The following is a 24,321-nucleotide window of genomic DNA, read 5'->3' on the forward strand; positions in this document are numbered from 1 at the left end:
TTTGACTCCTTTACCATTTCTGCCCAGTATCTAATCCCGTATTTGGATTATATCTCATCATAACATATTCGATGCGATAAATTAATTTCTGTCCGCAAATATTTTTAATTTTTTGTTTTAAATGTATCAAATATTTCTATTTTTAGAAGATAACACGGAAAATACAGTGAAATTTGGAAGGGCTATTAAAGAGAACCGCCAATAAAAAATACCGGCGGCTCTTTCTTATTTTTTATTTGATTTCATCAATAACATAAAGATAATGATCAGCGTAAAAGCAGTGAAAGCTAAAAATGGGATTGTAATAAATCCTAACCAATTAATATACTCTGTATTACACGGTACACCGCCTACACATGGTTTTAACGGTGCAAATCCCGGTACTTTCTGCTCGAGATAATGATACAGTGAAATACACCAGCCAATAATAGCAATCGGAAGTACATACTTTTTAATAGTAAATTCCTGTTTAAATGTTGCTACTCCAAGAATGAGAGCCAATGGATACATTGCAATACGTTGATACCAGCATAATTCACATGGTATAAAGCCCTTTATTTCACTAAAATAAAGACTTCCTAATGTTGCAGCCAGAGAAACGACCCAGGCAAAATACATATAAAGCTGTCTCATATCCAGTTTATTCATTTTATTCACCTAACGCTTCATCGACAGCTTGTTTGATAACCTCGTAATCAAACGTATCATCATCGTTTATCATGACATTATTAACCATAATCGTTGGAGTGGATTCGACTTCAAAAGCTTTTCTGAGGTCATCATCTTTTAAAAGTTCATCCATAAGCGTATTATTTTCAATATCTTCCATTAATGCCTCTGTATCAATTTCCTCGATACCGCCTGCAAGTTCCTCTATCTTATCTGTTGTCATCCATACTGCCTGCTGATTTTCTGGTTGATCAGCAAAAAGTGCATGATGGAAATCCCAATATGCTTCAGGGTTCTGAGCATACACAGTTTCCGCAGTCAATGAAGCTAACCGCGATTCTTCTCCATGAAACAGTACATTAACAAATGCGATGTTAACTTTTCCTTCATCTATATAGTCCTGTTCTAATTGCGGAAAAATACTTTCATCCCATACTTTACAGCCAGGACATTTATAATCTCCAAACTCAACGATAGTTACAGGAGCATCTGGATCACCGTATACAGGTTGTCCTTCTGTTGATGGAGCTTCATCAAATTCCCTTCCAAAGGATTCTGAGTCCCGATTTACCAGAACCACCAGTAAAACCACAAGTGCAACAACAATTAAAGTAATAGCCACAATTATTTTTAATGGCGATTTTTTCATATAAACACCTCTCCTTATCTCTATGTAAAATATAACATAAAAATACATTTTTGCTCAGATTAAGTTTACTAAAAGTAACTTCATAACCTAAAATCAAATACAGTTCCAATATACATTATTTTTTCAATGAATACACGTATTTGATTGTCGCTTTTATGACAATATCAAAGTCTGTAAATTTTGTCTAACATATAAACCTTTCGACAAGACATCTGTATTATAGAATTTCTCCTAATAAAAACTGCAATCTATTGTTGGCTGCATCAAACAGTGAAATACAGTTCAAGAAAATATTGATTTTTTCCTTCTATATAAATTGAAATTAATAGCTACCGCTACAGAAAAACACTACGCTTTCCGTGGGCTTGAGCTCAGCCTCCTCAAAAAAAAGAAGTTCGTTTTTTTCTGCGGAGGCATACAGGACGTATGTCAGTTCGGTGTTGCGACAGGACGTCGCGAACTTAACCGAACTTCCTTCCGTTTTTGCGCTTTCCCACAGGAGTCTACGTGTTTTTCTTCCGCTAGTTACTGTTTTTAATCATTATTTCGTCATTTTTTATAAGAAAAATAAAGTGTAATTTCTTACTTCAATTTATATATATAAAAATCGTCAATAATTGCGGTCCTCTTAATTTGGATTACTTTAAAACATCTACATAAATGTGAAGTTGACTTCTCTTTTTCTTTTTGATATTCTCAAATGAGAAGTCAACTTCACATGAGCGAAGAAAAGAGAGATGTCATGATTGTTATCAATAAAGTACAGTCGTTTAGAAAAAAAAGAAAGATGACACAGGAAGTATTGGCGAATAAGGTCGGTGTATCCAGAAAAACGATTGTTTCTTTGGAAAAAGGCAATTACACGCCTTCTTTATTGTTGGCATTGCAGATAGCAAAAGTGCTGGAAATAGATATTAACGCTATTTTTTATTTAGATGAGGAGTGAACCTGCTATGAAGAAAATTATTTTCGAGCAAACAGGTAATATCATTATGATACTGCTATTGACCTTAGGAATGATTCAAACGGTTCTTACTGCTACGGTAAATAAGGGTCCCTTTTCTTTTTCCTTTGAATTCGGCATTTTTTGGTTTTTATTTTTAGGCTGGTTAATTATTTTTGGCATTGCTCGATTTTGGTATGGGAAGAAAAAGAATAATGAAGGCTATAGTACCAAAAAAGGAGAATTCAGCACGGAAGATGAACGAGAAGAGCTAATCTCAAAAAAAGCCAGTCTGATTACCTTTAAAATGCTGATATCCTTATGGATTGTTCTTCTTTTTCTATGCTTTGGACTGGGTTTGTTCGTTACAGATACCAAAACCTTTCAAAGTATGGTTATCGGCATGCTGGGAGGCAGTCTTATTATAGGCTTTCTTACATATCTGATAGTCTGGATAACACTTGATTCAAAGGATTGAACAGCCTTCTTACCAGATATAAAAGGAGAGAAAAAAGTACGTTACGATATTTCCCTAAAGATAGAGCGCCCTGTTCTCTATAGGCAAAGTAACAATACCTTTAGAAAGATGAACATATTCCATCATATATGCTAAATGCACATTTAAATTCTTTTTACTGCTTTTACTTATTACAATAGAAGCAATATATAATATTACTAGAGCTTCCTATACAACGTGCACTTCTACAATTGCAATTCTTTTAGAAAAGTAAGCTTGTTCCCTATATACAGGCTCTTAGAAAAATTGTGGATTCGCGAAAGGATGAGCGAATCCATAGTTCTTCTTATGCTTTCCTATCGTGAAAAAAAGATCAAGGCGCTGATTATTCTTGGGCCCTGATCTTTTTCCCTTAAAGCATTCGAAATGTGTAAGCTTACATGATATCTGCTATTACCGTATAAAATTCATAAATAAAATAGCCGGAAAAACCAATTAAAACAACTCCTGCAACAATAGAAAATCCCTTAATCATAGCCCGGTTCATTACTTTTCGTGTTGTAGCAACAATTGCTAGTAACCCGATATCATGCAATAAAATGCCAATTAAAATACCCGCAGCAATAAGTAAGAAATTAGATGGTTCAGCTGGATTATATGTATTACTTAACACCGCTCCAAAAACGCTCAGCCAAAACACAATATTCCCCGGTGAGACGGCGACAAGAAACCCATTACGATACGAGGTACGCAAGGATTTTGCGGACTTTTCTCCAGCTAAGGTAATATCACTATCCGCATTTTTTATCGATTCATAGCCAATCAGAAATAAGAACACTGCTCCGATCAGCCACATCGGGATTTGAATAAAAGGCAGCTGTAAAATAGATGCTAACCCTAAATAAAGTGCGGCAATTAAAATAAGATCGATTGTCATCCCGCCAAGCCCAACAGCCCAGCCATGCAGAAAGCCATTTTTCAGTCCCTGCTTTGTCATCTCTACCGTAATAGCTCCTACAGGCATTGCTATTGCAAGCCCGGCCATCACATATGTAAAAAATAGCACCATAACGTACACGCTCCCTTCGAAAATAAACATTTTAATCTTACTATAGGTTGGAATAAGTGTATACATATTCAAGTTATTTTTCACTGTTTAATGCAGCTATCAAATAAACGGTAACGAATAATTTCCAGGTTAAAAGAGCAAAATACCATTGTTAGTAAAAAAATACAAGGACGATGATTTAATGAGATACATTTTAGCATTCCTATTTAAATTAGTAATGACAACAGTAATATTAGGGGTAACATTAGGTATGATTTTTAATATTTCTTTCAGTAACTTAGTTATTACCAGCTTAGTTTTAACTATAGTGGCATTTGCAGGAGATATGCTGATACTTCCCAGAATAGGAAATATAGCAGCTGCAGTAGGCGACTTTGCGCTTGCTTATATTCTTATCTGGGGGATAGGCTCATTTTTATATGACAGCTTGCTTTCCGTCGATGCTGCTGCATTAATATCTGCCTTTCTGATTACAATAAGTGAGCTGTTTTATCACAGATATTTACGTAATTTTGTTTTTGATAATGTGGATAAAGACCAAACCCCTCTTCATCATGATAACCTGCAAACAGAAGCTGGAGAAGAATTTTACGATAAAAATGACAAGAACGAATAAAGATGGAAATATTGTTTCATTTTTCACGCATGATTTTCTTCAGATGGATAAGTTGTATAAATTCACTCTCTCTGCAAACCATAAGAAAAATACGATTAAAGGAGAATTTTATATGAAATTAGCTTCACATGAATTACATGAGTTAAGTGAGCTGATCGCAGGATGTTATAATACCATATCCTGTATGGCCAGCTTTATAAACCAGGCTCAGGATCCTGAATTGAAGGGATTATTACAAAAGCATTTCCCATTACATGTCCAAGATTATAATTTAAAAGTAGAGTTTGTTCAAAGTCAAACAACACCTGATATTACAAAATTTCAACCTGCTAAAATAAATCCTGTGCTGGAATCCTATACACAGGCACCGGTTTCTGAATTTCCATCTGCGACTCCCCGGACAGAAGTGCAACAGCATACTGACCGTGAAATTGCTACAGCTTATCTAATGAATCAAAAAAGTTCTGCCAAAAACTATGGTAACGCCTCCGTAGAGTGCGCTAACCCTGATTTAAGAACATTTTTGGAGCACGCTTTTTTGAATAGTAATCACCATGCCTATGATATTTGGCAGTATATGACTAAAAAAGGGTATTACCCATTAATGGCTGCACCGGATCAGGCAATACAGACTGTAGCATCTATCTATCAGCCAGTAGAGCAGCCGTCTCAAATTTAAAAAATAAGGAAAAAACAGGAGCAGAAAATAAATATTTTCTGCTCCTGTTCAGCTTGTAGAAAAAGTAAGGTAATTTTTTCTACAAGCTTTTTAATGTTTTTGAAAATAGGCTCAGCTCAGCATAAGCCTCTTTTTCTGCCATTTTCAGACTAGTCTTCTTCCTGGGCATTCGCAGATTCTGAATCTGCAGTTGCATCATTTTCAGCTGCTTCCACATAGCTTCGGATTTGATATCGTTCTGAATCCGATAAATCATCCAACTGTTTATAATTAGTCATGAATGTTAATGCAAGAACAAGCAGTAAAATTGGCGTAACGCCTGATAATAATTTCTTCATTTTACTTTCCTCCTATTCTTTTATGATTAATTATTTGTATCGGCTTGCCAAACACCGTTTCTCCGGGAATCTGCAGTGCCGTAAATAGTGTTGGACTCCTCGTCGATAACAAGTGATTGTATTCCTCCATAAAAGTCAATATCCGTTTGATTATAGATTTCATATCCACGCGCTCTCAATCCAGATTGAACATCCTTATCCAGCTCTGTTTCTGTGAAAATATCATTACCTTCAATATAAAATCTATCATTCTCTACTGCTTCATCAAATGGTTCATTAAACATCAAATATTTAACGAGCACTTGTGTCATTACCATTGGAATTCTCTTGCCACCCGGTGAACCTATCCCGATTGTTTTTTCACCATTTGTCAAAATAGTCGGGCTTGTGAAGCTTCTTGGTGTTTTACCCGGCTCAATGCTATTTAATGAATCATCGCTTGTACTGAAGTTCTCCATTTGGTTATTCATAAAAAACCCAGCTACATTATCTCCGGAACCAAAGAAATTTCCTAATGTATGTGTCGCTGACACCATTGTACCATCTTGATCGATAATGACAAAATGTGTCGTATTATCGTGATCTTCCTCATCTGATATCGAATCATTCACTTCATAATCCTCGGATAGCTCATCAAGTGAAATGGTATCTGCCATCTGTTGTGTGTAAGCTGCGGAAGTCAGTTCATCAGCAGACATTGCATCCGTGAAAAATCTGTCCCCTACATTTTCAACTCTGTCATCATAGGATCTTTTGGAGATCTCTCCGATCAGATGCATATAATCTCTTTGATTATCCTCTGTCGATGCGACATTTAATTGTTCAGCCATTTGCAGAGACTGAATTAATGTAACTCCTGCCAATGGCGGCGGTGCAGAATAAACATCATAGCCGGCAAAACTGCCGTGAGCCGCCTCAGTCGTTTGTGCTGTATAACTGCTTAAATCCTCCGCTTTCAGAGTATCCTCATGTTCTACTATTTGATCAGCAATAAGCCCCTCATAAAAAGCATCTGCTCCATCTTCTTGAATATGACGTAAAGTATCTGCTAACTCAGGCTGTACCAATGTGTCATTCACTTCCAATATTTCACCGTTCGGGAAAAATTCCTCTAATTCTGCAACATCCATCCGGTAAGATCCTTTACCAAGCCGATCTACCAAATGATTATCTACTTTAAATCCTTCCTCCGCGTAATCGATAGCCGGCTGGATTAGGTCTTTCATGTCCATCGAACCTAAATCATTATTAAGTTCTTCCATTCCTCTTACCAAACCGGGAATAGCAAAGGTTTCCGGTCTCGCCCCCGACTCTGGCGCAGTTTCACGATACTCATAGACAGTCGGTTCATCCGCATCATAGGGGTAAATCAACATCTCTCCCCCTCCGCCAATGCCTGAACCATAAGGCTCTACAGTGCCAAGTACGTAGGCAACCACTACAGCTGCATCTGCAGCGTTACCGCCTGCCTCCAGCACCTTCATCCCAGCTTCTACGGCCAATGGATGGGAAGCACTGACTCCATAGCCTTCCGCTGTATTCATCGTTTCGGATTGTTCGACACCATAATCGGTATTTGTCACTTCCTCCTCAAACATTCCCTGCTGAGCATAAACAAATACCAGACCCGCTGCGACAACAATCGTCAATATCGTAATAAGCTTTTTATTGCTCACTATCAGAACCCCTTTCCTCTAAAACGTCAGAATGATCTACTTCCAGGATCAACTTCCCATCTTCTTTTTTAAAATTCTCTTCCGGCTGGTTTCTCATTAATTGCAAATGAATTTTCTTTTGATTGTATTTGTTCTTTGTTACATAAGGCTGGGTTCCGTTTATACGTAACGGCGTAATTTCAAACCTGCCTGTCCCATCACTTAACAAATCATATTGGACAATGGCGCTGTCCTTGGTCCGGGACCATCCCTGGTCAAAAACAAAGTTGCCGAGCCCATAAAATATAACGCCATCCTTATACTTTTCTACTTCCTGCAGTACATGGGTGTGATGTCCAATGATAGCATCTGCCCCCACATCAATCATCGCCCTTGCTAACTCTGTTTGTCTCGGATGCGGCTGATTGTCATATTCAACACCCCAATGCATATTTACAAAAACAAGATCCGCATTTTGGTTTGCTTCCTCAATCATTGGAAAAATATTGTCCGGTAACGCACGGGCAACACCTGGTCGATAACCGAGCGCTGAGAAGCCTTCGACAAGAGCATCTGTATATCCAAGTGTTGCAATCGTTAAACCATTTACTTCCTGATAATCAATTGTAGTTGCTTCTTCCACATTTCCTCCTGCACCAACATAGTCCAAACCTGCATTATCCAATGCTGATATCGTGTCATTCAGTCCTTCTGGCCCGTAATCCATCATGTGGTTATTTGCTAAATTAAGCATTGTAAAATTCAGTTCTTTTAAAGCATTGGCTGCCTCCTCACCCGTATGTAGATGAATCTGCTTATCTATTTGTTCATAATTATCTTCATCTTGAAGTAAAATTGGATTTTCAAAATTACCTGACACATAATCGGCGTTGTCAAAGAAAGGTTTTACTTTCTCAAAGGGATATGTTAGTCCATATTTTTCTGTCACATCCTCCACATGGCGGCCAAACATAATGTCACCAACGAAAGTAGCGGTGAACTCTGAATCAGCCCTTTCTTCCACTTCTGCTGCATTTGGTGAAAAGAAGATTTGATGCCCGATGATGAAGATAACAATAACAGCTAAACAGATAGCCACATGTTTACCGGCAGATTTTTTTTGTTGTTTCCCCATTCGTAATATTTTTTCTTGGTATGTTAATTTTTTAGACATATTAACCCTTCCTATATGATGTAATAGACGCTTAAAATAACAAACGTGAGTGCACCTAATAGAAGCGAACTTCCGATTGTAATAATGGCCCCCTGCTTTTGAATCGTATTCGCAATCAGACCAGGTACAATAACCCCAATTCCTCTAAATTCCAATATCTCAAATGGAAGCATTGGATAAGCGTAATCCAGGAGGAGCTTCAACACAATTCCCACCGACAGCATTGCCGCAAATTTTCTTCGTCCGTAAAGCAGCACGATGCGTGAAAGTCCGTATGTCACAATAACATAGGTTAAAAGACTAATACCGAAAATGACAGCAATAAATATAGGCTGGTCAAAAACGAGTGCTAAATATCCCGGCACAACCAGTCCAGCCGGAACAATACCTGTTTTCTCTGAAAAAAGTAAGCTTATAATCACTCCTAGCACGAGTGCAATATATAAATCTGAACCAAACATTCTATGATCCTCCTATTTCTGTGCGGGCTTGCAGTTTTTCAACTAAAGGTTCGGCCGCACCATGAACATTCCCAATCCCAAAGATGATATTATTAGACGCTATTTCGAATAATGTTTCATAGATTTCATCCGTTGACTTTCCCTGGAGATCAATGATTTGATTGACTTTAAGCCTCCCCGATCTCACCGCGTTCTTAATTGGATCTGCCTTTTCCCCAATCAATACAAGCTTGTCTGTCGGGATATGCGGTAAAACATCATCTGAAAATTGAATGGTCCGGTCCACGCGGTCTGCCCGGCAGTTCATTACAACAATTGGAGATTTTGTTGGATAGCCTTGAGACACTACATTTTCCCAAATATTAATGGTGGAAGACGGATCGTTAGCCGCGAATCCATTGACAAAATATGCCGATCTGCTCCCCTGCCTCAAATACTTAATCCGCATTGCCCCCGGATCCGGCTGCGCCTTAAGCATTCCACGAAATGCCGTTTCTTCATCAATATCCAATGCTTCAGCAACTGCCAATGCCAGCGAAGCATTTTCCGGAAAGATCATATAATCAAATTTACGTATATATGCCTCGGGAATTTTACTATTATCAGCAACAATCACCTTCGTATTTCTTTTTGCTGCTTCTTGTTTAAAATAATCTACATAGGGACCTTTCGAAATAATTAAATGGCCATTATGCGGAATCGTGGATGTAAAGGCCTCGGCAACTTCATCCAGGGTAGGGCCCATCACATCCATATGGTCCTCCAGCACATTAACAATCACACCAATGTTCGCTTGGAGCAGTTTCTCTTGAAATACTATTTGATAATCTGGATTAACTGCCATACATTCACTGACTAAGGCATCCGCTCCCAGCTTTGCCGCTTTCCTTACAACCATTTTCTGTTCACCGATATTCGGTCCCTCGGGACGTCGCTTGATAGGCTCTTCCTCCGATGTATTCCAATAAATCATTCTTGCTGAAGTACCAGTTGTTTTACCGATGGTTTTATATCCTGCCTCTTTGATAATACCTGTAATTAAACGTGTTACGGTTGATTTCCCGCGGATTCCATTCACATTGACACGAATCGGCAGAGCATTCACGTGCTTTTTATGGGAATTCCACTCCACGATACCGATCACCAGCGCAATAACGAGCACAATTGGAATTAATAACATAACCATATCCTTCCTTTACCATTCATCAAAATCAATAAAAACATAGATTTTCACTCTTACAATCCATCCGTTGAAATGGAAGTATTTCGACACATATTGACAATACGTAAGACATTTTAACAAAAAATATATACTTTACTATAAAAATCCCTTTTTTTATTCTATTTGTAATATCTGAGACTAAACTGACTCTCTAGTGTAATAATGTTGCAGAATAAATACATTCACCGTATGCAGATTGTTTACGTTAAGGAATTCATATGAGTTGAATGCTTGCTTGAGGTTTTCATTCTTATTTGGCAAAATATTCCAATAATGAATTTAATTTTATTGAGGCAAATTTGTAAGATTTATTAGCCGATTTATGACTGTGAAATAAGTAACTATGAACTTTGAATTCTCCCAAAATCTTCATATTACTTTATTATTACTTCGTTAAATCCAGCATGCGCTCATAATACCCTACTTCCCAAAAATATCTACTCCCAAACTTCACTTTTAGGTTGAAAAATTTACTAACCGACAGAACGGCAGCCTGAAACATACATGCAATGAAAATAAGCAAAAAAAAGAAGCAGAAATAAAAATTTTCTGCCCCTGTTTTTTATCTAAGATTCTACTCTGTTTCTTTCTTCATAAAATATTCTTCCTGCAAAATCCCCATATGAATAATGTCATGCCACTTACCATCCCGAAATAGCATCTGTCTGCTTTTTCCCTCTAATTCAAAGCCCATCTTTTCATATAAATGAATCGCCCGCTCATTAAATGAAAAGACCCGTAAGGAAACTCTGTGCAGGTTCAACTCATAAAAAGCATAATCCAAAAGCAGTTTCATTCCTTCCGCTCCATACCCTTTTCCCCAGTATTCCTTCTCACCAATATCAATAATACATTCAGCATTCTGGTTTTTATAATCCAGATTGATTAAGGAAACAATGCCAATGGATGTTTCACTTTTCTTATCGACCATAATATACCCTTTTGAAGTATCCGATTTCAAAATAACATACTCCACAAAATCTTCTGTAGCTTTCAAGGGATAAACATCTAAAGAAGGGCTGGTTGAATGCATCACCTTTACATCATTTCTCCATCTGTGATAAAGTTCTGTATCATCTTTTGTCATCTTTCTTAATGTAACTCTTGCTGATTCAAATAACATACAATCACTCCTTATCTCCCCGATTGAGGGCAAATTGCATTTTCTAAAGAAAAGAGCAGGATGGCTAATTGTTCTTTTACTTTCGTTTGCTCATTCCCAAGCTGAAAAGTGTCCAGCATCAGCCCATTTATAAAAGAAATTATATATTTGGCAATACCATCAGCAGGCTGCTTCAGCTGAAATTCTTTTTTGTACTCTCCCCGGTTCAGCACCTCTTCTATCGATTTTGTCATTTCATTATAACGCTGTGAAATGTAAGGGAAATCTTCAGCATGCTTTACATAACGGGAGGACAAAAAGAACTCTGCTTTCGCCTGAAGTAACGACTGATGAATATTTTCAATAGCTTCCTGCTGCATTTCAACCCATTGTTTTAACTGCGGCCAGAGCAGCTCGTTATCCGATGCTTCAAAAAAATAGATATCCTTTTGGTCATCTTCTTTCAAAACTTCCATAAAAACATGATCAATATTATCAAAATAACTGTACATTGCTCCTCTTGATATAGCTGCTTCGTTCATAATATCCTGCATGGATGTTTGTACATAGCCCTTCTCGATAAACACCGTTTTCGCTGCCTGAATCAACTTCTTCTTTTTTTCTTTTCTATAGGCTTCACTTACCTTTGGCATGGAATCACCTCAACTATAATAAAAAACTATACATGGTTGTCTTTTTATTATAACGACAACCATGTATAGTTTTCAAGCTTTACTTTTATTTTATTATTATACAGGGACAGAAATAATTAGATGTGGCATGGCTTATCCAGACACACACCTTCTGCCGATCTGTATAGCCTCTATTTTTGATAGACCACTTCACCGCCAACGATGGTCATCTCCACCAGGTCATCTGATAAATGAACAGATGAATCAAGCGGATTTTGGTTTAATACGGTAAAATCTGCAAATTTACCTTCGTCAATGCTGCCTTCATCCTGATCTGTACCATTTAATTTAGCAGCATCCACTGTCATCTTCCGGTAGGCTTCGATTCGTGTCAACTTTTGATGCTCGCCAAGTATTTCTCCCTGCCTTGTTTTGCGTTCGACGGCAATCCGGATAGAATCAAGCGGCGAGATACCTGTGACAGGACAATCAGAATGGATCGTAAATGTCATCCCTGTATCCTCAGCCCAGCGGACAGGGTCCAGATTTTGTACTCTTTCCGGTCCTAAAAAGTATTTTTTATGAATATCTCCAAAGTAGTAAATATGATTGGTAAAGAATGATCCGCCAATACGATGCTTCATCATTTCTTCAATATCCTCTTTATTTACTGTTTGCAGATGCTCGATTCTATTCATTATACTGCTTGTTTTTGTACTGGCTATTGCTTTATAGGCTTCTATCACTGTCCTTGCAGCCTTGTCTCCATTTGCATGGGTAATCAATGGGTAGCCCAGCTGCTGGAAATGGTTAAACAGCTCTTCCAGCTCTTCTTTTTCAATTTGTAAATCATCCGATGGCTCACCGTCATAGTAACTGCCGCGGATGGCTGCTGTATGCAGCTGAATAGAGCCATCACTGAAAAATTTAGCACCAGCCAAGGTACTGTACCCCTTACTGAGTGATTCAAATTTCCCTTTCAACTCATCTGCATTCAGATTTTGAAGCTTCGGTTCATTGAGAAGCAGCTGATAGGTAATTGCCCATCTAGTCCGGATACTTTGAGGCGTCTCCAAAAATTTCAACACCGCTTCATAATCATCCATCCCGGAAAAAATACCGACTCCCATCTCTGTCGTATGAGTTATTCCCCTCGCCTGATAAGCTTTCACTCCTGCTTCAATATCTGCTGCCAGCACATCCGCTTCTGCCTTTGGAAGTACTGCTTTAACTTTATCCAGCGCCGGAAATTCAAACAACACGCCGTTAACCAGACCATTTTCATCACGTTCATATCGTCCGCCCTTAGGATCTGGATCATTTAAACCGACTCCCATTATTTCCAGTGCTTTTGTATTTACTGCCCCCATATGCGCTGAACTCTGTTGAATATAAATAGGAATTTCTTTTGAAATTTGGTCTAAGTCGAAACGATTTGGATGGCGTCCCTCCGCAAGTTCAAACTCATTATAGCCATATCCCCGCAACCATCCGTCGACGGTGACATTTTCCTGCTGTTCTTTAAATTTCTCAATAATATCGCGGATACTCTTCACGTTTTCAGGAGAGCAGTTCAGCTGCTTGCGAAAGCTGCTGTACATCACCAAGTGACTGTGCGTATCAATAAAACCGGGTGAAAGCCATTTACCTTTTAAATCCAGGGCATTTTTATCCTCTGCGGATTTGTCCTGCTCTATTATCTTTTTAATCCGTCCCTCTGAAAGCTCCACAGTAGCCAGATAGACTCTGTCCTTCAATAAGTCCAGGACATTCGCATTAATTATTTTATTTACAATCATTATTCCAGCTCCTTTGCAAGTGTTTTTTCATCTTCAAGCTTATGGCGCATGGCCGTCTTCACCACTTCAGATTTGTCGTGTGATGTGAGCAGGCTGGCTATTACCAGCAAAACAAAAGAGAATGTATAGCCGGCAAGTGCCTGATCAAATGGCATGCCCATATACGGATAAATCAATATAAAAATTAATGAACCGATCATACTGATGAACACGCCTTTTTTGGTCACACGCTTCCAGAACATAATTGCTAAGAATGGAAAGACAAGAATGACACCATTCACCATCAAGGCCCAGCGATAAGCATCGTTGATATTCGTTATAAATACTGCTGCACCTGTGCCTAAAAAGGTTACAATTGCCACGGATATACGAGATACGAATAACAGCTTCGCATTCGTTGCTTTTGGATTGATCAGCCTCTGATAGAAATCACGGGTTAAGTTGCTTGCTCCCTGCAGATTAAATGACGTCGCGCCAGTCATCAATGCTGCAAGCAGTGCAACAAAAATAATTCCGGCTACGGGGGCAGGAAGAAGTTCGTTGGTTACATAAGAAAACACCAGATCCTGCTCCATATTCAAATCTACAAATTGCCTCGCAGAAACACCGATTAAAAATGGAAAAAATGAAATTGCAGCAACAATTAAATGGCCTGTAATTCCAGCAGTCAATGCTGTTTTTTCATCTTTAGCTGCAAAAATACGCTGCCATGTCGACTGCCAGACAAGATAAAAAGGGCCGACTGACAATGCATACAGCAAAGTGTCTGATAATCCATCCGGACTGATCGGGCTTAAGTATTCAAAAGAAGTGTTGCTGAATAAATCCCCGAATCCGCCTACGTGCATAACAATGGTGATTGTCAACACAATCAGACCCAAAATAATTATCAGAGCCTGAACTGCATCTGTAATAATAGTGGCAGGCAGTCCACCCGGAATAGAAAATAGAAGAATTAAAATCGTACTTACGATTAAACCTGTGTTTAATTCCCAGCCAAGCGTGATATTAAAAACCGTTGACATTCCTACCAGTTGAAGCCCTAATGTAGGAACAGAATACACAATAGCGGAGATAATAGAAGGAACAATTCCAGAACGCCCGCCGAACCTGGCTGTAAATAAATCTGCCAGAGTAAACAGCTTTTGACGTCTTAATGGTTTTGCGAAAAGAATAACCAGCGATAAACTGAACGCATAAGCCACGAGTGCAAATTTAAAATACCCCGAAAAACCAACAGTAAATCCAAGTCCTACCCAACCTATAAATACAGCTGCTCCTGCATTGGTGCTAATAATGGTTCCGGTAATTTTCCAAAAGCCGGTACTCCATGACCCAATCATGTAATCTTCATATGTTTTAATTTTAAAGTAGTAATACCAAGCAACGGCAATCATAATTCCAAAATAAAGTGTGAAATACGTAATATACCAAGACATTATTTGCCTCCCCCCATTTTTAAAATAAGTTCATTATATCCTATCATGTTTTATTTTTGAATTATTATCTATTTTTTCTGAAAACATTAGTCTGATGGAAACCCCTATTACTGCTGTTCAATATCTCATCTAGTAATTTCAACGCTCTATTTTACATTAAAACCCATTTTTATTTCAGAGATAAAAATAAATCAGATAAACATTAGCAAAACTTCTTGTTTTTTTTATTCAGAGTAATATAATTTATTTCATATGTGAAAATTAATATAACATCATCCGCTTCTTAAGGAGAGAGAACAAACATGGACAATATTCATTTAAATGAAGTCGATGCAGCTGATTTAGGCGAGGTTACGCTTTTAGTAGGCGATCCGGCAAGAGTAGAATTAATCTCCAGTGACTGGGAGCATCCAAAATTAATTTCAAAAAATCGTGAATTTATTTTAGTCAGTGGTATTTGGAAAGGAAAAAAGGTCTCCATATGCTCTACAGGGATTGGAATTGGTTCAACAGAAATTGCAATTATGGAGTTAATCCGGAGCGGTGCCAAAAAGTTTGTACGCTTAGGTGGATGCGGCGCATGGAGCGATATGCTGTCCCCCGGAGATTTGCTCCTGAACCATGCAATGGTCAGAGATCCCGGCATGCTCCATCAATATGTCAGTGATGTCTATCCCGCTGCAGCAGATCCTGCTCTATTAGCGACGATTCAATCACAGGCAGAACAAAACGGATTGAATGTACATACTGGCATAGGAATGACAACCCAAAGCTATTATTTAGGCCAATCGCGTGAACACGGGATTAAAAATGGGCCACAGCCTGACCAAAGCTTTATGAATTATTGGAAAGAACGACATATTCTCAATTGTGAAATGGAATCAGCTGTACTATTCATCTTAGCATCACTTTATCAAATACCAGCCGCAAACTGCCTTGTTGTTCACGTTAGCCGTATGAACGACTCGTGGGTTCCTGATGAAGACTATAAAGAGCTGCATAAAGAAGCAGCAAAGATTGTTTTAGATGCTTGTATCTGATGAAGCAGACTTTACTAGAAAAGGCGTGATAAAACACCATGGGAAATACAACAGAAAGCAATAAATATAAAAAGAAAATTTTAGCATCATCCATGCTTGGATTAGGTCTGGAAAGTATGGATATTATGTTTCTCTCATTTGTTTTAAGTTCCATCATTGCAGAATTCGGTATTTCTTCTGCAGCAGGGGGCTCGATTGTTTCCATTACAAACTTCGGGATGCTGATCGGCGGTGTCGTGTTCGGCGTACTTGCCGATAAGTATGGAAGAATCAGAATATTTACTTATACGATTTTTCTTTTCTCTGCAGCCACAGCTTTGATGGCCTTCGCAGATAATATTTACTTCATTTATATTTTAAGATTCTTAGCCGGGGTCGGCGGCGGTGGAGAATTTGGAATAGGAATGGCATTAGTTGCAGAAGTATTCTCCAAGCAGAAGCGTGGCAGAATGACTTCATGGGTTACCATCGGTGGACAGCTTGGTGCGATAGCCGCCGCTCTTTTAGCTGCTCTTATAATTCCATTATTTGGCTGGAGAGCATTGTTTATTACAGGTATCGTTCCTGTACTGCTCATCTTTTATGTCAGAAGAAATTTAGGTGAAACCGAAGAATGGAAAAAAGCACAAACAGAAATCAAAAAAGGAAAAAAGAAAGACAGCTCCTTATCCAAGCTGTTTAATACCCCTAAGCGGGCGTATACCACGGCAGCATTGACCATTATGTCCACTGTACAGGTAGCCGGATATTTCGGATTGATGAACTGGCTGCCATCTATTTTACAGGAACAGCTGGGCTTAAGTGTTTCCGGTTCTTCCCTCTGGATGATAAGCACTATTATCGGTATGTGTATGGGAATGCTTTTGTTCGGCCAGATATTAGATCGATTCGGCGCAAAAACATCTTACGGTATTTTCCTTGTGGCATCTGCCGCTTCTGTCTTTTTATATGTCTTTGCTCAGAGTGCGGTTACCATATTGATCGGCGGAGTGATTGTAGGCTTTTTCGCAAATGGAATGAATGCAGGTTATGGTGCTCTGATCAGCAGCTTTTATCCGACAGAAATCCGAAGCACTGCAAATAATACTATTTTTAATACTGGACGGGCAATTGGCGGTTTATCCCCAATTGCAATTGGATTCTTCCTGGATAATTACAGTATAACAGCAGCAATGGCATTCTTATCCACTCTCTATATGATTTCACTAATCATTATTTTGACGCTTCGAAATAATCCTTTGAAGGGCATGAAGCATAGAGAAAAGAATGCTTCTATAAATTCGTAATAAGCAGCAGGATCCTGATTTCATTCCTTCCTATTTGGAAATGAAATCAGGATTTTCTTTTTTCCGCCCTTTTCTTCCTCGAAAATTATCATCTTCCTGTCATTTAATTTCGTTTAAACAGCAGCCAAAGATAAAAAAAGCCTGTAATAGCAAAAGCAAGCCACAAATTTATATGATTACCAAAAAGTAAAATAACTGTACCTGTTCCAACTCCCAGCATAAATACAGTAATTCCAATGAATAGCGTTAAAAAAGTATGTAATGCTTCTTTATTTTTATGAAATACAGCTAAATAAAGATTATTCATAAGGTTCTTTGTGTTACCAGTCATAATTCCGTTATTTATACTGGTTGATTTTATTTTACGGAATACGGTCAGTTCATATCCTGCCAGTAAGCCTAGTAAAAAGCCGATAACAGAAGGTCCGATGTTTTGTTGAATGACAGCGAGAATAAACAGAAAAACCATCTGAAGAAAAAGATATAACCGGTACTTTTTCCACCCATATGTTTTAAAACGTTCCATAACTCCCTGGGCCAGGAATGCTCCAAGGGCAAAGCCGATAAATGAAGAGATATGAACCAAAGCTTCTGGGAAGTTTCCTTCAAACACCTTCGCAGCTAAAACGACCATATTTCCCGTTTGTGCGCTGGCAAACAATCCATCCTGGGTCAGAAATGTATATGCGTCAATAAATCCCATTAAAAAGGTAGAAAAGATTGTTAAAACAGTTAAAATTTTATTTTGATTGATTTCATTCTGCACCATTTACCCTCCCTCTTAGATTGTGGAATGGATAGAATAATAGCTTTTCATTATTAAATTTCCTGCAACTCATGATGTTCAGATTTCACGCTGGATAATTTATACTATATTCTTTGAAGTAGGAAATATACTCAGTTTAAGACTTCTTATTTCAGTTGTCCAACAAAGAAATAAAGACTGTTGCTATTCTCTCACTTATTTTGACAATCTTTCATTTGTTTTCTGCGGTTATTTTCATTTGGGTTATTGTATTGTTCTCCGATCTGTCCAGGTTACTTTTCCTCAAAAGAAATTGCTTTTCCAAAGAAAGGGTCCATTCTTCTTTCCTGAAAAAGCAATTATCTACTGTTATTCTTTACGGTTCACATATCGTCCATAATCCGGCACAGCTGTCTGGTCGAAAGTATTCACTAATTCCGCCAATCCCGCAGACAGTTCTTCCTCATGCATCGGTTCTCCATGACCGGTTATTGCAACTGCAGGGTTTAAAGCTTTCAGTGTTTGAACAGATTTCTTTGCCGCTTCCCAATCTGTTGTAAAATATCTTTGTCCATTTCTTATCTCCTCCTGTATTCGGAAACATTTATTATATAAATACTTTTCCATTCCATTAGAATTTTTATTCTTTAGGATGGGGTGTTTCTAAAAAAGTCCGGATAAAAAGAAAGCTGTATGGATACTGCAGATTAAAACATTTTCGAATTCTTACATATTTTTTCCATTATTTAACTAAAAATTATATGAAATTGAAAATAGAATTTATAATAAAATATGTTATAGTAAAACAGAGAAAGGGATGTTATTATGTCTAAAAGATTTCTGATAATTTTTGTAACTTTACTGATTGCTATTGCTGCTATTTTATTTGCAGCCCGAAACCAGACTGGCCCCAATACTATTTCATATGCTGATCCAGCAGGCTTATTGATTGCAATAGGTATGGTAGTTGTGCTATTTCTGCCGCCATTACTTTTATCATTCTTTCATCATTTTATTGCCAGAACAATTTCTGCCGTCTACCAGGCATTCATTGCGATTGCTTTTATAGGGCTCATCCCGGCAGCCATCTTTGCATCAGCCGGAATCGCAGTTACGATTGCAGCAATTGCAGGAACACTTACAAGCATTGCAAGTATTTTTGTAACTTTATTTGCAGGGAAAAGTAAAAATACATACAGTTTCTAAAAATGGATTAGATATTTGTCTTATCCATTTTTTTCATATTAAAATGAATCTATAAGATAAACATTCCTTTACTAAGCACAAGCTGTCATGAAATGAACAAAATTATTTTCAACTTTTTCATCTCATCAAAAAGGAGGAATCATCATGTGGAATCAAAATACATTAACCGAAAAAATCGGCATCCGCTATCCGATTATTCAGGCAGGCATGGCCGGGGGAATAACAACTCCTGAGCTTGTTGCTGCAGTGTCTAATGCCGGCGGACTCGGTACACTCGGTGCAGGCTATATGAACCCGGAACAGACTCGGGATAGTATCCAAAAGATAAAACAGCTGACTGATAATCCTTTTGCAGTCAATTTATTTACGCCTGAAACGCCAGAGGTAAAAGATGCAGAAATAGCACAGGCTAACGAATGGCTTCTTCCATTCCGTGAAGAATTGCATATTTCTGAAACCCCCGAAGTAAAAGAAATGCAGACTGCTGCTTTCGAACAGCAAATCCAAATTATTATCGAAGAGCAGGTTCCTGTATGCAGCTTTACGTTCGGTATTCCCTCCAAAGCTGTTCTTCAGGATTTGAAAGAAAATCATATTATAGCAATAGGAACGGCTACAACTGTTGCTGAAGCAAAAGCTAATGAAGACAGTGGAATGGATATGGTGGTTATGCAGGGAAGCGAAGCCGGCGGACACCGCGGAACATTTTTAGGTTCTTTTGAAGATGCCATGATTGGAATAATGGCACTTATTCCACAGGCCGCAGATCAGGTAAGTATTCCGCTGATTGCTGCCGGTGGAATCTCTGATGGAAGAGGTATACTGGCATCCTTCGTCCTTGGGGCTCAGGGTGCTCAGATGGGAACCGCCTTTCTTTCCTGTTTGGAAAGCGGTGCAAACACGCAGCATAAGCAAGCCGTTCTGAACATTGAAGAGGACCAATTGGCCATAACCTCCGCTTTTAGCGGTAAGCCTGCCCGGGGCATTCGGAACGATTTCATCCAAAAGATGAAAAAACATGAAAAATATTTACCGCCGTATCCGATTCAAAACACCTTAACCAAGCAGATCCGAAGTGAAGCCGGAAAGCAAAATCGTACGGAATGGATGTCATTGTGGTGTGGTCAAAATCCACGATCCTGCAAATCACAGTCAGTGAATGAACTAATGACTTCCATTGTTTCACAAATTGAAAATATGCAGAAGTAAAAGAAATTCTTCTGCAACAAAAAACAGGATGCCGCTCATTTTCCAAGCGGCATCCTGTTTTTCAATTATGCTTTTTCTGTTGCAAGATTTTTTTGTTGTAATTCTGTTTTTTCCGCTTGAGTTGTTCTGCCCCGTTTAATAAAGAAAGCAAGAATCAACCCGATCACTGCGAATACTGTGGATACCATAAAGGCATCATTGATTCCTGTAACCTGCGCAAGGTGAGCAGCATGCACCATGTCCTGCTGATTCGCCGGGTCAAAATGATTATCTGCAATAATACCTTCGATACTGTTTTTTGCCTGATTAGTCATTACTGTAACCAGGAATGCTGTACCTATGGCACCAGCAACCGAACGAACTGTATTCACCATTGCCGTACCATGCGGATGAAGCCTTTGCGGAAGCTGATTCAATCCCGCTGTCATAATAGGCATCATAATCATAGACATACCAAACATACGAATTGTATAAATGGAAATGAGATACGCATAACTTGTTGTATCTGTCAGCTGCGTAAATAAATAAGTTGTAATAACTGTTATTGTTAATCCTGTTATCGCAAGTGGACGTGCTCCGATTCTATCAAATACTCTACCGGTAATCGGCGACATAATCCCCATAACAATCGCACCCGGCATCAGCATCAGACCTGAATTCATTGGACTGACACCTAAAACATTTTGTAAATACAACGGAATTAACAGCATTGGAGCAAACATAGCTACTGTAATTGCAATATTAATAACCGTTGTCAGTGAAAAAATACCATCCTTGAAAACCCGGAAATCGAGCATTGGGACCTCAGCTTTAAGCTCGCGTATTACAAATAGAGTTAAACCTACAAATCCTACTACCAATCCTGTAATTACTGTTGCATCTGTCCACCCATTTGTGCCGGCAGTACTAAATCCATACAAAATCCCGCCAAATCCGAGCGTAGATAGAATAATTGCTATCACATCAATTTTCGGGAAGGTCTGTTTTGTAACGTTCTTCAAGAAAATTGATCCAAGAATAATCGTTAAAACAGCGATTGGGAAAATAATATAGAATAATAATCTCCAAGAGTAATGCTCTACGACAAACCCTGATAACGTTGGACCGACAGCAGGTGCGAAGATAATAGCAATACCGATGACTCCCATTGCTCCTCCGCGTTTTTCAACCGGGAACAGTGCCAACACAACTGTTGTCAGCAATGGCATTATAATTCCTGCCCCGATTGCCTGAATTACCCGGCCAGTCATTAATATGGTGAAATCTGGTGCAATACCACATATTAAGGTACCAGCAGCAAATAGGCTTATCGCTGTTAAAAACAGCTGCCTTGTTGAAAATTTCTCCATTAAAAATGCTGTTACCGGGATAAGTACACCGTTAACCAGCATAAATCCGGTCGTAATCCATTGTGCTGTACTCTCCACAATATCTAAATCCTCCATAATGGAAGGCAAAGCCACATTCATTAACGTCTGATTCAAGAGCGATACAAACGCGCCCATAATAATAACAGCAAGAATAGGCCCCTTTTTTATATTCTTCATTGTTGATTCAGCCATAGTTCCTTTCATCTCCTATTTCTTCTATATATTTATTTCTCTGATAATCTCACCATTGATGGTGGTGTTACTCTTATTTAAATTCATCTTTATCATTCAAGAAAAAAAGAATGTTCAAAATCACATTCCCATCCGCCAGGCTTACATATTTCAGCTCTATAAGCTGTTACGTTGTCTGTAGAGTATTTAAAAATATCTCTATCCGATGAACCAGTGGTTGACACTCCTCTTCCTGAGCTAAAAACAGCAGCAGGGATTTAATCAGGAAAATTTTCGGTTTCTTCTCATAAATCTCTTTTTGCAAAGATTGCATCGCTGAAATATACTCTTCTTTCTCCTCTTCATACAATGCTAATTTTTTAACTTTTTTCTCGAGTTCTTCCAAAAGCTGATTTATTTGTTCTTCTGGAGTTTTCGTTTCTAAATCTGCTTTATAAGCCTCATATTCTTCCATTTTCCAAGGCGTCAAAACCGGCTCAGCGTCTGATGTATGATGAATCATCGTATCCAGTCGTTCTATAACAAAACGGGCTACACTTTCAAAATCAAGCTCCTTGTGATCACGGAAAATCAGTGAGATATATTCCTTTAATGTCCCCTGAAGCATCAGTGTAAGATCCCAAATATATGGCTTCACTTTATTTCCATAGGCTTCAATGAAGCAATCCTTATACCAGTTCATCATGCTGATTCTGATTCTTTTCATGAGCAAAGAAATTTTCGGATTATCATGAGGCGGTAATGCCGTGAGCAGCATGCTCATATAATCCTTATTTTCACGAATACCGTCAAACTGTACCACAAGCTTTTGAATCAGCTTTTCTTTCGGAGGCAGAGTTGAATCCAGGCTAATATTTTCAGCCTGCTGCAGCATTTTTCTTTGATTATGGCGGATAACCTGAATCAAGAGTTCTTCCTTGGAATCAAAGAAATTATATAACGTTCCTTTGGAAATTCTGCAATCATTAGCGATTTCCTGAACCGAGGTGGCGGAATATCCTTTTTTAGAAAAAAGGTGAATGGCTGCTTGCATAATTTCTTCTTTTTTGTCCATTATTTGTCCCCTCTTTAAAACCCATCCTCTTCCGTTTCGCATCTTCTGATATGAGCCAAGCAGCTGAATGAGTTTACCAATAATGCTTTTTCCTTTCGCATGACCGCTAAGTCAAACGAGAACTATTAAGTCACTGACATATTATAATTGACTATACGGTTCTTTGTCAACCACCTAGTTCTATTAATTAATAAATTCTCAATCTAATCTATTTAAAACCTTTTATCGCACATAGTAAGGCTTAACAGCATCACGTTTTTAAAGCACACTTAATTATGTAATAATCGATATAAAAAATGGAAGGTATACTGTTTGTCAGTACCCTTCCCCATAAATTTCAAAGTGTTTTCAGTTGTTTACTGTCACGGAGCAGCTCAATAAAAATCTCCAAAGCATTCGTTTTGAACGGTGATTTCGTAATTATAGAAAACTCACGCACAAAAGGAAGCCCTTTAATCGGAATAATCTTCAAATCACCATATTTTACTTCCTTTTGAACAGCCCACTTCGAAAGCAAGGTAATTCCTAATCCAGCAGCAACGGATTCTTTAATAGATTGCGTGCTGCTAAAATGCATCAAGCGGGAAGGCGTTATGTCGAATCTTTGAAAGAATTTTTCTGTTGCCTCTCTCGTACCCGAACCACGCTCGCGTACTACCCATGTTTCTTTTACTAAATCGCTCAGATCTATTTCTTCTTTCTTATATAAAAGCTTGTTTTCGGAAGAAGCAACGATGACCATTTCATCTTCTGCAAATTCCTCGATAATAATTTCTTTTCGGTTAAAATGCCCTTCTACTATTCCTACATCCAACTGATGTGTTGCAACTAGATCTGCAATTTTTGCTGTGTTACCAATAGTTACAGCTGGTTCGATATTCGGGTATCTCTCCAGCATGTCCGCAATAATTCTTGGAAGAACATATTCTCCAAAAGTGTAGCTTGCTCCAATTGCCAGTGGTCCGTTAGCTCTGTTCACCAGATCATCCACTAAGTTTTGCATGGTTGTATATAAGCCTAATATTTCCTTTCCATAGTGATAAACAATTTCTCCGGCTTTATTTAAACGGACGTATTTATTGCTGCGTTCCAATAAACGCATACCTACACTATCCTCCAATGCACGGATATATTGGCTTACTGCCGGCTGGGTCATATAATGCTCCTCTGCCGCTTTGGAAAAACTCTGGTTTTCTGCAACTGTGATAAATATTTGCAAATGATTGTCCATTCGTTCACCTTCTTCTATCTGCTTTTTTCTATTATAACAATTTACTTATGCTATTTATTATAATAAATTATTTTTCTTATACAT

The 24,321-nt window shown here is 38.3% G+C and carries 25 protein-coding genes; 8 read left to right on the forward strand and 17 right to left on the reverse strand.

Annotated features, from left to right (window positions below; genetic code table 11):
• Positions 1 to 225: 225 nt before the first annotated feature.
• Both BN1068_RS16470 and BN1068_RS16475 read right to left on the reverse strand, forming a co-directional pair.
• Entirely contained in the window at positions 226 to 648 is a 423-nt protein-coding gene (locus tag BN1068_RS16470; RefSeq protein ID WP_077603907.1) for a disulfide oxidoreductase, read from the reverse strand.
• 1 nt (position 649) lies between these two features.
• Positions 650 to 1,318, reverse strand: a complete 669-nt coding sequence (locus BN1068_RS16475) for a thioredoxin domain-containing protein (protein WP_077603908.1) — start codon at positions 1,316 to 1,318, stop codon at positions 650 to 652.
• Positions 1,319 to 2,036: 718 nt separating this feature from the next.
• Here BN1068_RS16475 and BN1068_RS16480 point away from each other — a divergent pair.
• The gene (locus BN1068_RS16480) at positions 2,037 to 2,264 is read left to right on the forward strand and encodes a helix-turn-helix transcriptional regulator (protein WP_254846795.1); all 228 of its coding nucleotides are present in this window, start codon (positions 2,037 to 2,039) and stop codon (positions 2,262 to 2,264) included.
• 7 nt (positions 2,265 to 2,271) lie between these two features.
• Positions 2,272 to 2,739, forward strand: coding sequence for a DUF2178 domain-containing protein (locus tag BN1068_RS16485; protein WP_084788515.1), 468 nt, complete (start codon positions 2,272 to 2,274; stop codon positions 2,737 to 2,739).
• A gap of 415 nt (positions 2,740 to 3,154) precedes the next feature.
• On the opposite strand, the gene BN1068_RS16490 is transcribed toward BN1068_RS16485, so the two are convergent.
• Positions 3,155 to 3,787: a LysE family transporter gene (locus tag BN1068_RS16490; RefSeq protein WP_077603910.1), complete on the reverse strand. Its 633-nt coding sequence runs from the start codon at positions 3,785 to 3,787 to the stop codon at positions 3,155 to 3,157.
• Positions 3,788 to 3,968: 181 nt separating this feature from the next.
• On the opposite strand from BN1068_RS16490, the gene BN1068_RS16495 reads away from it, so the two are divergent.
• The gene (locus BN1068_RS16495; protein ID WP_077603911.1) at positions 3,969 to 4,403 is read left to right on the forward strand and encodes a YndM family protein; all 435 of its coding nucleotides are present in this window, start codon (positions 3,969 to 3,971) and stop codon (positions 4,401 to 4,403) included.
• 112 nt (positions 4,404 to 4,515) lie between these two features.
• Entirely contained in the window at positions 4,516 to 5,082 is a 567-nt protein-coding gene (locus BN1068_RS16500) for a spore coat protein (protein ID WP_077604106.1), read from the forward strand.
• 149 nt (positions 5,083 to 5,231) lie between these two features.
• Here BN1068_RS16500 and BN1068_RS16505 read toward each other — a convergent pair whose 3' ends face one another.
• The 9 genes from BN1068_RS16505 to BN1068_RS16545 form a co-directional block, all read right to left on the reverse strand.
• Positions 5,232 to 5,420 (reverse strand): hypothetical protein, encoded by a 189-nt coding sequence (locus tag BN1068_RS16505; RefSeq protein WP_077603912.1) that lies wholly within the window; start codon positions 5,418 to 5,420, stop codon positions 5,232 to 5,234.
• A 26-nt stretch (positions 5,421 to 5,446) separates the two neighbouring features.
• The gene (locus BN1068_RS16510; protein ID WP_077603913.1) at positions 5,447 to 7,096 is read right to left on the reverse strand and encodes a gamma-glutamyltransferase family protein; all 1,650 of its coding nucleotides are present in this window, start codon (positions 7,094 to 7,096) and stop codon (positions 5,447 to 5,449) included.
• Complete coding sequence (locus BN1068_RS16515) at positions 7,086 to 8,249, reverse strand: CapA family protein (protein ID WP_077603914.1); 1,164 nt, start codon at positions 8,247 to 8,249, stop codon at positions 7,086 to 7,088. Before BN1068_RS16515 ends, BN1068_RS16510 begins: the two co-directional genes overlap by 11 nt.
• Before the next feature lie 11 nt (positions 8,250 to 8,260).
• A complete protein-coding gene (pgsC, locus tag BN1068_RS16520) occupies positions 8,261 to 8,710 on the reverse strand; it encodes a poly-gamma-glutamate biosynthesis protein PgsC (protein ID WP_077603915.1) in 450 nt (149 codons plus the stop codon).
• Between the two features lies 1 nt (position 8,711).
• Positions 8,712 to 9,890 carry a poly-gamma-glutamate synthase PgsB gene (gene pgsB / locus BN1068_RS16525; RefSeq protein WP_077603916.1) on the reverse strand — a complete coding sequence of 393 codons (1,179 nt, stop codon included), beginning with the start codon at positions 9,888 to 9,890 and terminating at the stop codon, positions 8,712 to 8,714.
• Between the two features lie 616 nt (positions 9,891 to 10,506).
• Positions 10,507 to 11,055 carry a GNAT family N-acetyltransferase gene (locus tag BN1068_RS16530; protein ID WP_077603917.1) on the reverse strand — a complete coding sequence of 183 codons (549 nt, stop codon included), beginning with the start codon at positions 11,053 to 11,055 and terminating at the stop codon, positions 10,507 to 10,509.
• 11 nt (positions 11,056 to 11,066) lie between these two features.
• Entirely contained in the window at positions 11,067 to 11,687 is a 621-nt protein-coding gene (locus BN1068_RS16535) for a TetR/AcrR family transcriptional regulator (RefSeq protein WP_077603918.1), read from the reverse strand.
• Positions 11,688 to 11,857: 170 nt separating this feature from the next.
• Positions 11,858 to 13,465 carry an amidohydrolase gene (locus BN1068_RS16540; protein ID WP_077603919.1) on the reverse strand — a complete coding sequence of 536 codons (1,608 nt, stop codon included), beginning with the start codon at positions 13,463 to 13,465 and terminating at the stop codon, positions 11,858 to 11,860.
• Positions 13,465 to 14,904: a sodium:solute symporter family protein gene (locus BN1068_RS16545; protein WP_077603920.1), complete on the reverse strand. Its 1,440-nt coding sequence runs from the start codon at positions 14,902 to 14,904 to the stop codon at positions 13,465 to 13,467. Before BN1068_RS16545 ends, BN1068_RS16540 begins: the two co-directional genes overlap by 1 nt.
• Positions 14,905 to 15,206: 302 nt before the next feature.
• On the opposite strand from BN1068_RS16545, the gene BN1068_RS16550 reads away from it, so the two are divergent.
• Together BN1068_RS16550 and BN1068_RS16555 are read left to right on the forward strand one after the other, a co-directional pair.
• A complete protein-coding gene (locus tag BN1068_RS16550; protein WP_077603921.1) occupies positions 15,207 to 15,944 on the forward strand; it encodes a nucleoside phosphorylase in 738 nt (245 codons plus the stop codon).
• Positions 15,945 to 15,982: 38 nt separating this feature from the next.
• Positions 15,983 to 17,230, forward strand: coding sequence for an MFS transporter (locus BN1068_RS16555; RefSeq protein ID WP_077603922.1), 1,248 nt, complete (start codon positions 15,983 to 15,985; stop codon positions 17,228 to 17,230).
• 103 nt (positions 17,231 to 17,333) lie between these two features.
• Here the strand turns inward: BN1068_RS16555 and BN1068_RS16560 are convergent, their stop codons facing one another.
• Positions 17,334 to 17,999: a YoaK family protein gene (locus tag BN1068_RS16560; RefSeq protein WP_077603923.1), complete on the reverse strand. Its 666-nt coding sequence runs from the start codon at positions 17,997 to 17,999 to the stop codon at positions 17,334 to 17,336.
• Positions 18,000 to 18,344: 345 nt separating this feature from the next.
• Complete coding sequence (locus BN1068_RS16565; RefSeq protein ID WP_077603924.1) at positions 18,345 to 18,602, reverse strand: hypothetical protein; 258 nt, start codon at positions 18,600 to 18,602, stop codon at positions 18,345 to 18,347.
• A 198-nt stretch (positions 18,603 to 18,800) separates the two neighbouring features.
• Here BN1068_RS16565 and BN1068_RS16570 point away from each other — a divergent pair, with 198 nt between their 5' ends.
• Together BN1068_RS16570 and BN1068_RS16575 are read left to right on the forward strand one after the other, a co-directional pair.
• Complete coding sequence (locus tag BN1068_RS16570; RefSeq protein ID WP_077603925.1) at positions 18,801 to 19,181, forward strand: hypothetical protein; 381 nt, start codon at positions 18,801 to 18,803, stop codon at positions 19,179 to 19,181.
• Between the two features lie 144 nt (positions 19,182 to 19,325).
• Positions 19,326 to 20,390 carry an NAD(P)H-dependent flavin oxidoreductase gene (locus BN1068_RS16575; protein ID WP_077603926.1) on the forward strand — a complete coding sequence of 355 codons (1,065 nt, stop codon included), beginning with the start codon at positions 19,326 to 19,328 and terminating at the stop codon, positions 20,388 to 20,390.
• 65 nt (positions 20,391 to 20,455) lie between these two features.
• Here BN1068_RS16575 and BN1068_RS16580 read toward each other — a convergent pair whose 3' ends face one another.
• From BN1068_RS16580 to BN1068_RS16590, 3 genes are all read right to left on the reverse strand, one after another.
• Entirely contained in the window at positions 20,456 to 21,952 is a 1,497-nt protein-coding gene (locus tag BN1068_RS16580; RefSeq protein WP_077603927.1) for a DHA2 family efflux MFS transporter permease subunit, read from the reverse strand.
• Positions 21,953 to 22,118: 166 nt separating this feature from the next.
• Positions 22,119 to 23,006, reverse strand: coding sequence for a TetR/AcrR family transcriptional regulator (locus tag BN1068_RS16585; protein ID WP_175637179.1), 888 nt, complete (start codon positions 23,004 to 23,006; stop codon positions 22,119 to 22,121).
• 337 nt (positions 23,007 to 23,343) lie between these two features.
• Positions 23,344 to 24,237, reverse strand: a complete 894-nt coding sequence (locus tag BN1068_RS16590; RefSeq protein WP_077603929.1) for a LysR family transcriptional regulator — start codon at positions 24,235 to 24,237, stop codon at positions 23,344 to 23,346.
• Between the last annotated feature and the right edge of the window lie 84 nt (positions 24,238 to 24,321).

Source organism: Oceanobacillus sojae, assembly GCF_900162665.1.
In the GTDB taxonomy this organism is placed as follows: domain Bacteria; phylum Bacillota; class Bacilli; order Bacillales; family Amphibacillaceae; genus Oceanobacillus; species Oceanobacillus sojae_A.

Bases quoted from the DNA above. Each gene is read 5' to 3' on its own strand.
- BN1068_RS16470 (WP_077603907.1), bottom strand. From the start codon at position 648: ATGAATAAACTGGATATGAGACAGCTTTATATGTATTTTGCCTGGGTC.
- BN1068_RS16475 (WP_077603908.1), bottom strand. From the start codon at position 1,318: ATGAAAAAATCGCCATTAAAAATAATTGTGGCTATTACTTTAATTGTT.
- BN1068_RS16480 (WP_254846795.1), top strand. From the start codon at position 2,037: ATGAGCGAAGAAAAGAGAGATGTCATGATTGTTATCAATAAAGTACAG.
- BN1068_RS16485 (WP_084788515.1), top strand. From the start codon at position 2,272: ATGAAGAAAATTATTTTCGAGCAAACAGGTAATATCATTATGATACTG.
- BN1068_RS16490 (WP_077603910.1), bottom strand. From the start codon at position 3,787: ATGGTGCTATTTTTTACATATGTGATGGCCGGGCTTGCAATAGCAATG.
- BN1068_RS16495 (WP_077603911.1), top strand. From the start codon at position 3,969: ATGAGATACATTTTAGCATTCCTATTTAAATTAGTAATGACAACAGTA.
- BN1068_RS16500 (WP_077604106.1), top strand. From the start codon at position 4,516: ATGAAATTAGCTTCACATGAATTACATGAGTTAAGTGAGCTGATCGCA.
- BN1068_RS16505 (WP_077603912.1), bottom strand. From the start codon at position 5,420: ATGAAGAAATTATTATCAGGCGTTACGCCAATTTTACTGCTTGTTCTT.
- BN1068_RS16515 (WP_077603914.1), bottom strand. From the start codon at position 8,249: ATGTCTAAAAAATTAACATACCAAGAAAAAATATTACGAATGGGGAAA.
- pgsC (WP_077603915.1), bottom strand. From the start codon at position 8,710: ATGTTTGGTTCAGATTTATATATTGCACTCGTGCTAGGAGTGATTATA.
- pgsB (WP_077603916.1), bottom strand. From the start codon at position 9,890: ATGTTATTAATTCCAATTGTGCTCGTTATTGCGCTGGTGATCGGTATC.
- BN1068_RS16530 (WP_077603917.1), bottom strand. From the start codon at position 11,055: ATGTTATTTGAATCAGCAAGAGTTACATTAAGAAAGATGACAAAAGAT.
- BN1068_RS16535 (WP_077603918.1), bottom strand. From the start codon at position 11,687: ATGCCAAAGGTAAGTGAAGCCTATAGAAAAGAAAAAAAGAAGAAGTTG.
- BN1068_RS16540 (WP_077603919.1), bottom strand. From the start codon at position 13,465: ATGATTGTAAATAAAATAATTAATGCGAATGTCCTGGACTTATTGAAG.
- BN1068_RS16545 (WP_077603920.1), bottom strand. From the start codon at position 14,904: ATGTCTTGGTATATTACGTATTTCACACTTTATTTTGGAATTATGATT.
- BN1068_RS16550 (WP_077603921.1), top strand. From the start codon at position 15,207: ATGGACAATATTCATTTAAATGAAGTCGATGCAGCTGATTTAGGCGAG.
- BN1068_RS16555 (WP_077603922.1), top strand. From the start codon at position 15,983: ATGGGAAATACAACAGAAAGCAATAAATATAAAAAGAAAATTTTAGCA.
- BN1068_RS16560 (WP_077603923.1), bottom strand. From the start codon at position 17,999: ATGGTGCAGAATGAAATCAATCAAAATAAAATTTTAACTGTTTTAACA.
- BN1068_RS16565 (WP_077603924.1), bottom strand. From the start codon at position 18,602: ATGGAAAAGTATTTATATAATAAATGTTTCCGAATACAGGAGGAGATA.
- BN1068_RS16570 (WP_077603925.1), top strand. From the start codon at position 18,801: ATGTCTAAAAGATTTCTGATAATTTTTGTAACTTTACTGATTGCTATT.
- BN1068_RS16575 (WP_077603926.1), top strand. From the start codon at position 19,326: ATGTGGAATCAAAATACATTAACCGAAAAAATCGGCATCCGCTATCCG.
- BN1068_RS16580 (WP_077603927.1), bottom strand. From the start codon at position 21,952: ATGGCTGAATCAACAATGAAGAATATAAAAAAGGGGCCTATTCTTGCT.
- BN1068_RS16585 (WP_175637179.1), bottom strand. From the start codon at position 23,006: ATGGACAAAAAAGAAGAAATTATGCAAGCAGCCATTCACCTTTTTTCT.
- BN1068_RS16590 (WP_077603929.1), bottom strand. From the start codon at position 24,237: ATGGACAATCATTTGCAAATATTTATCACAGTTGCAGAAAACCAGAGT.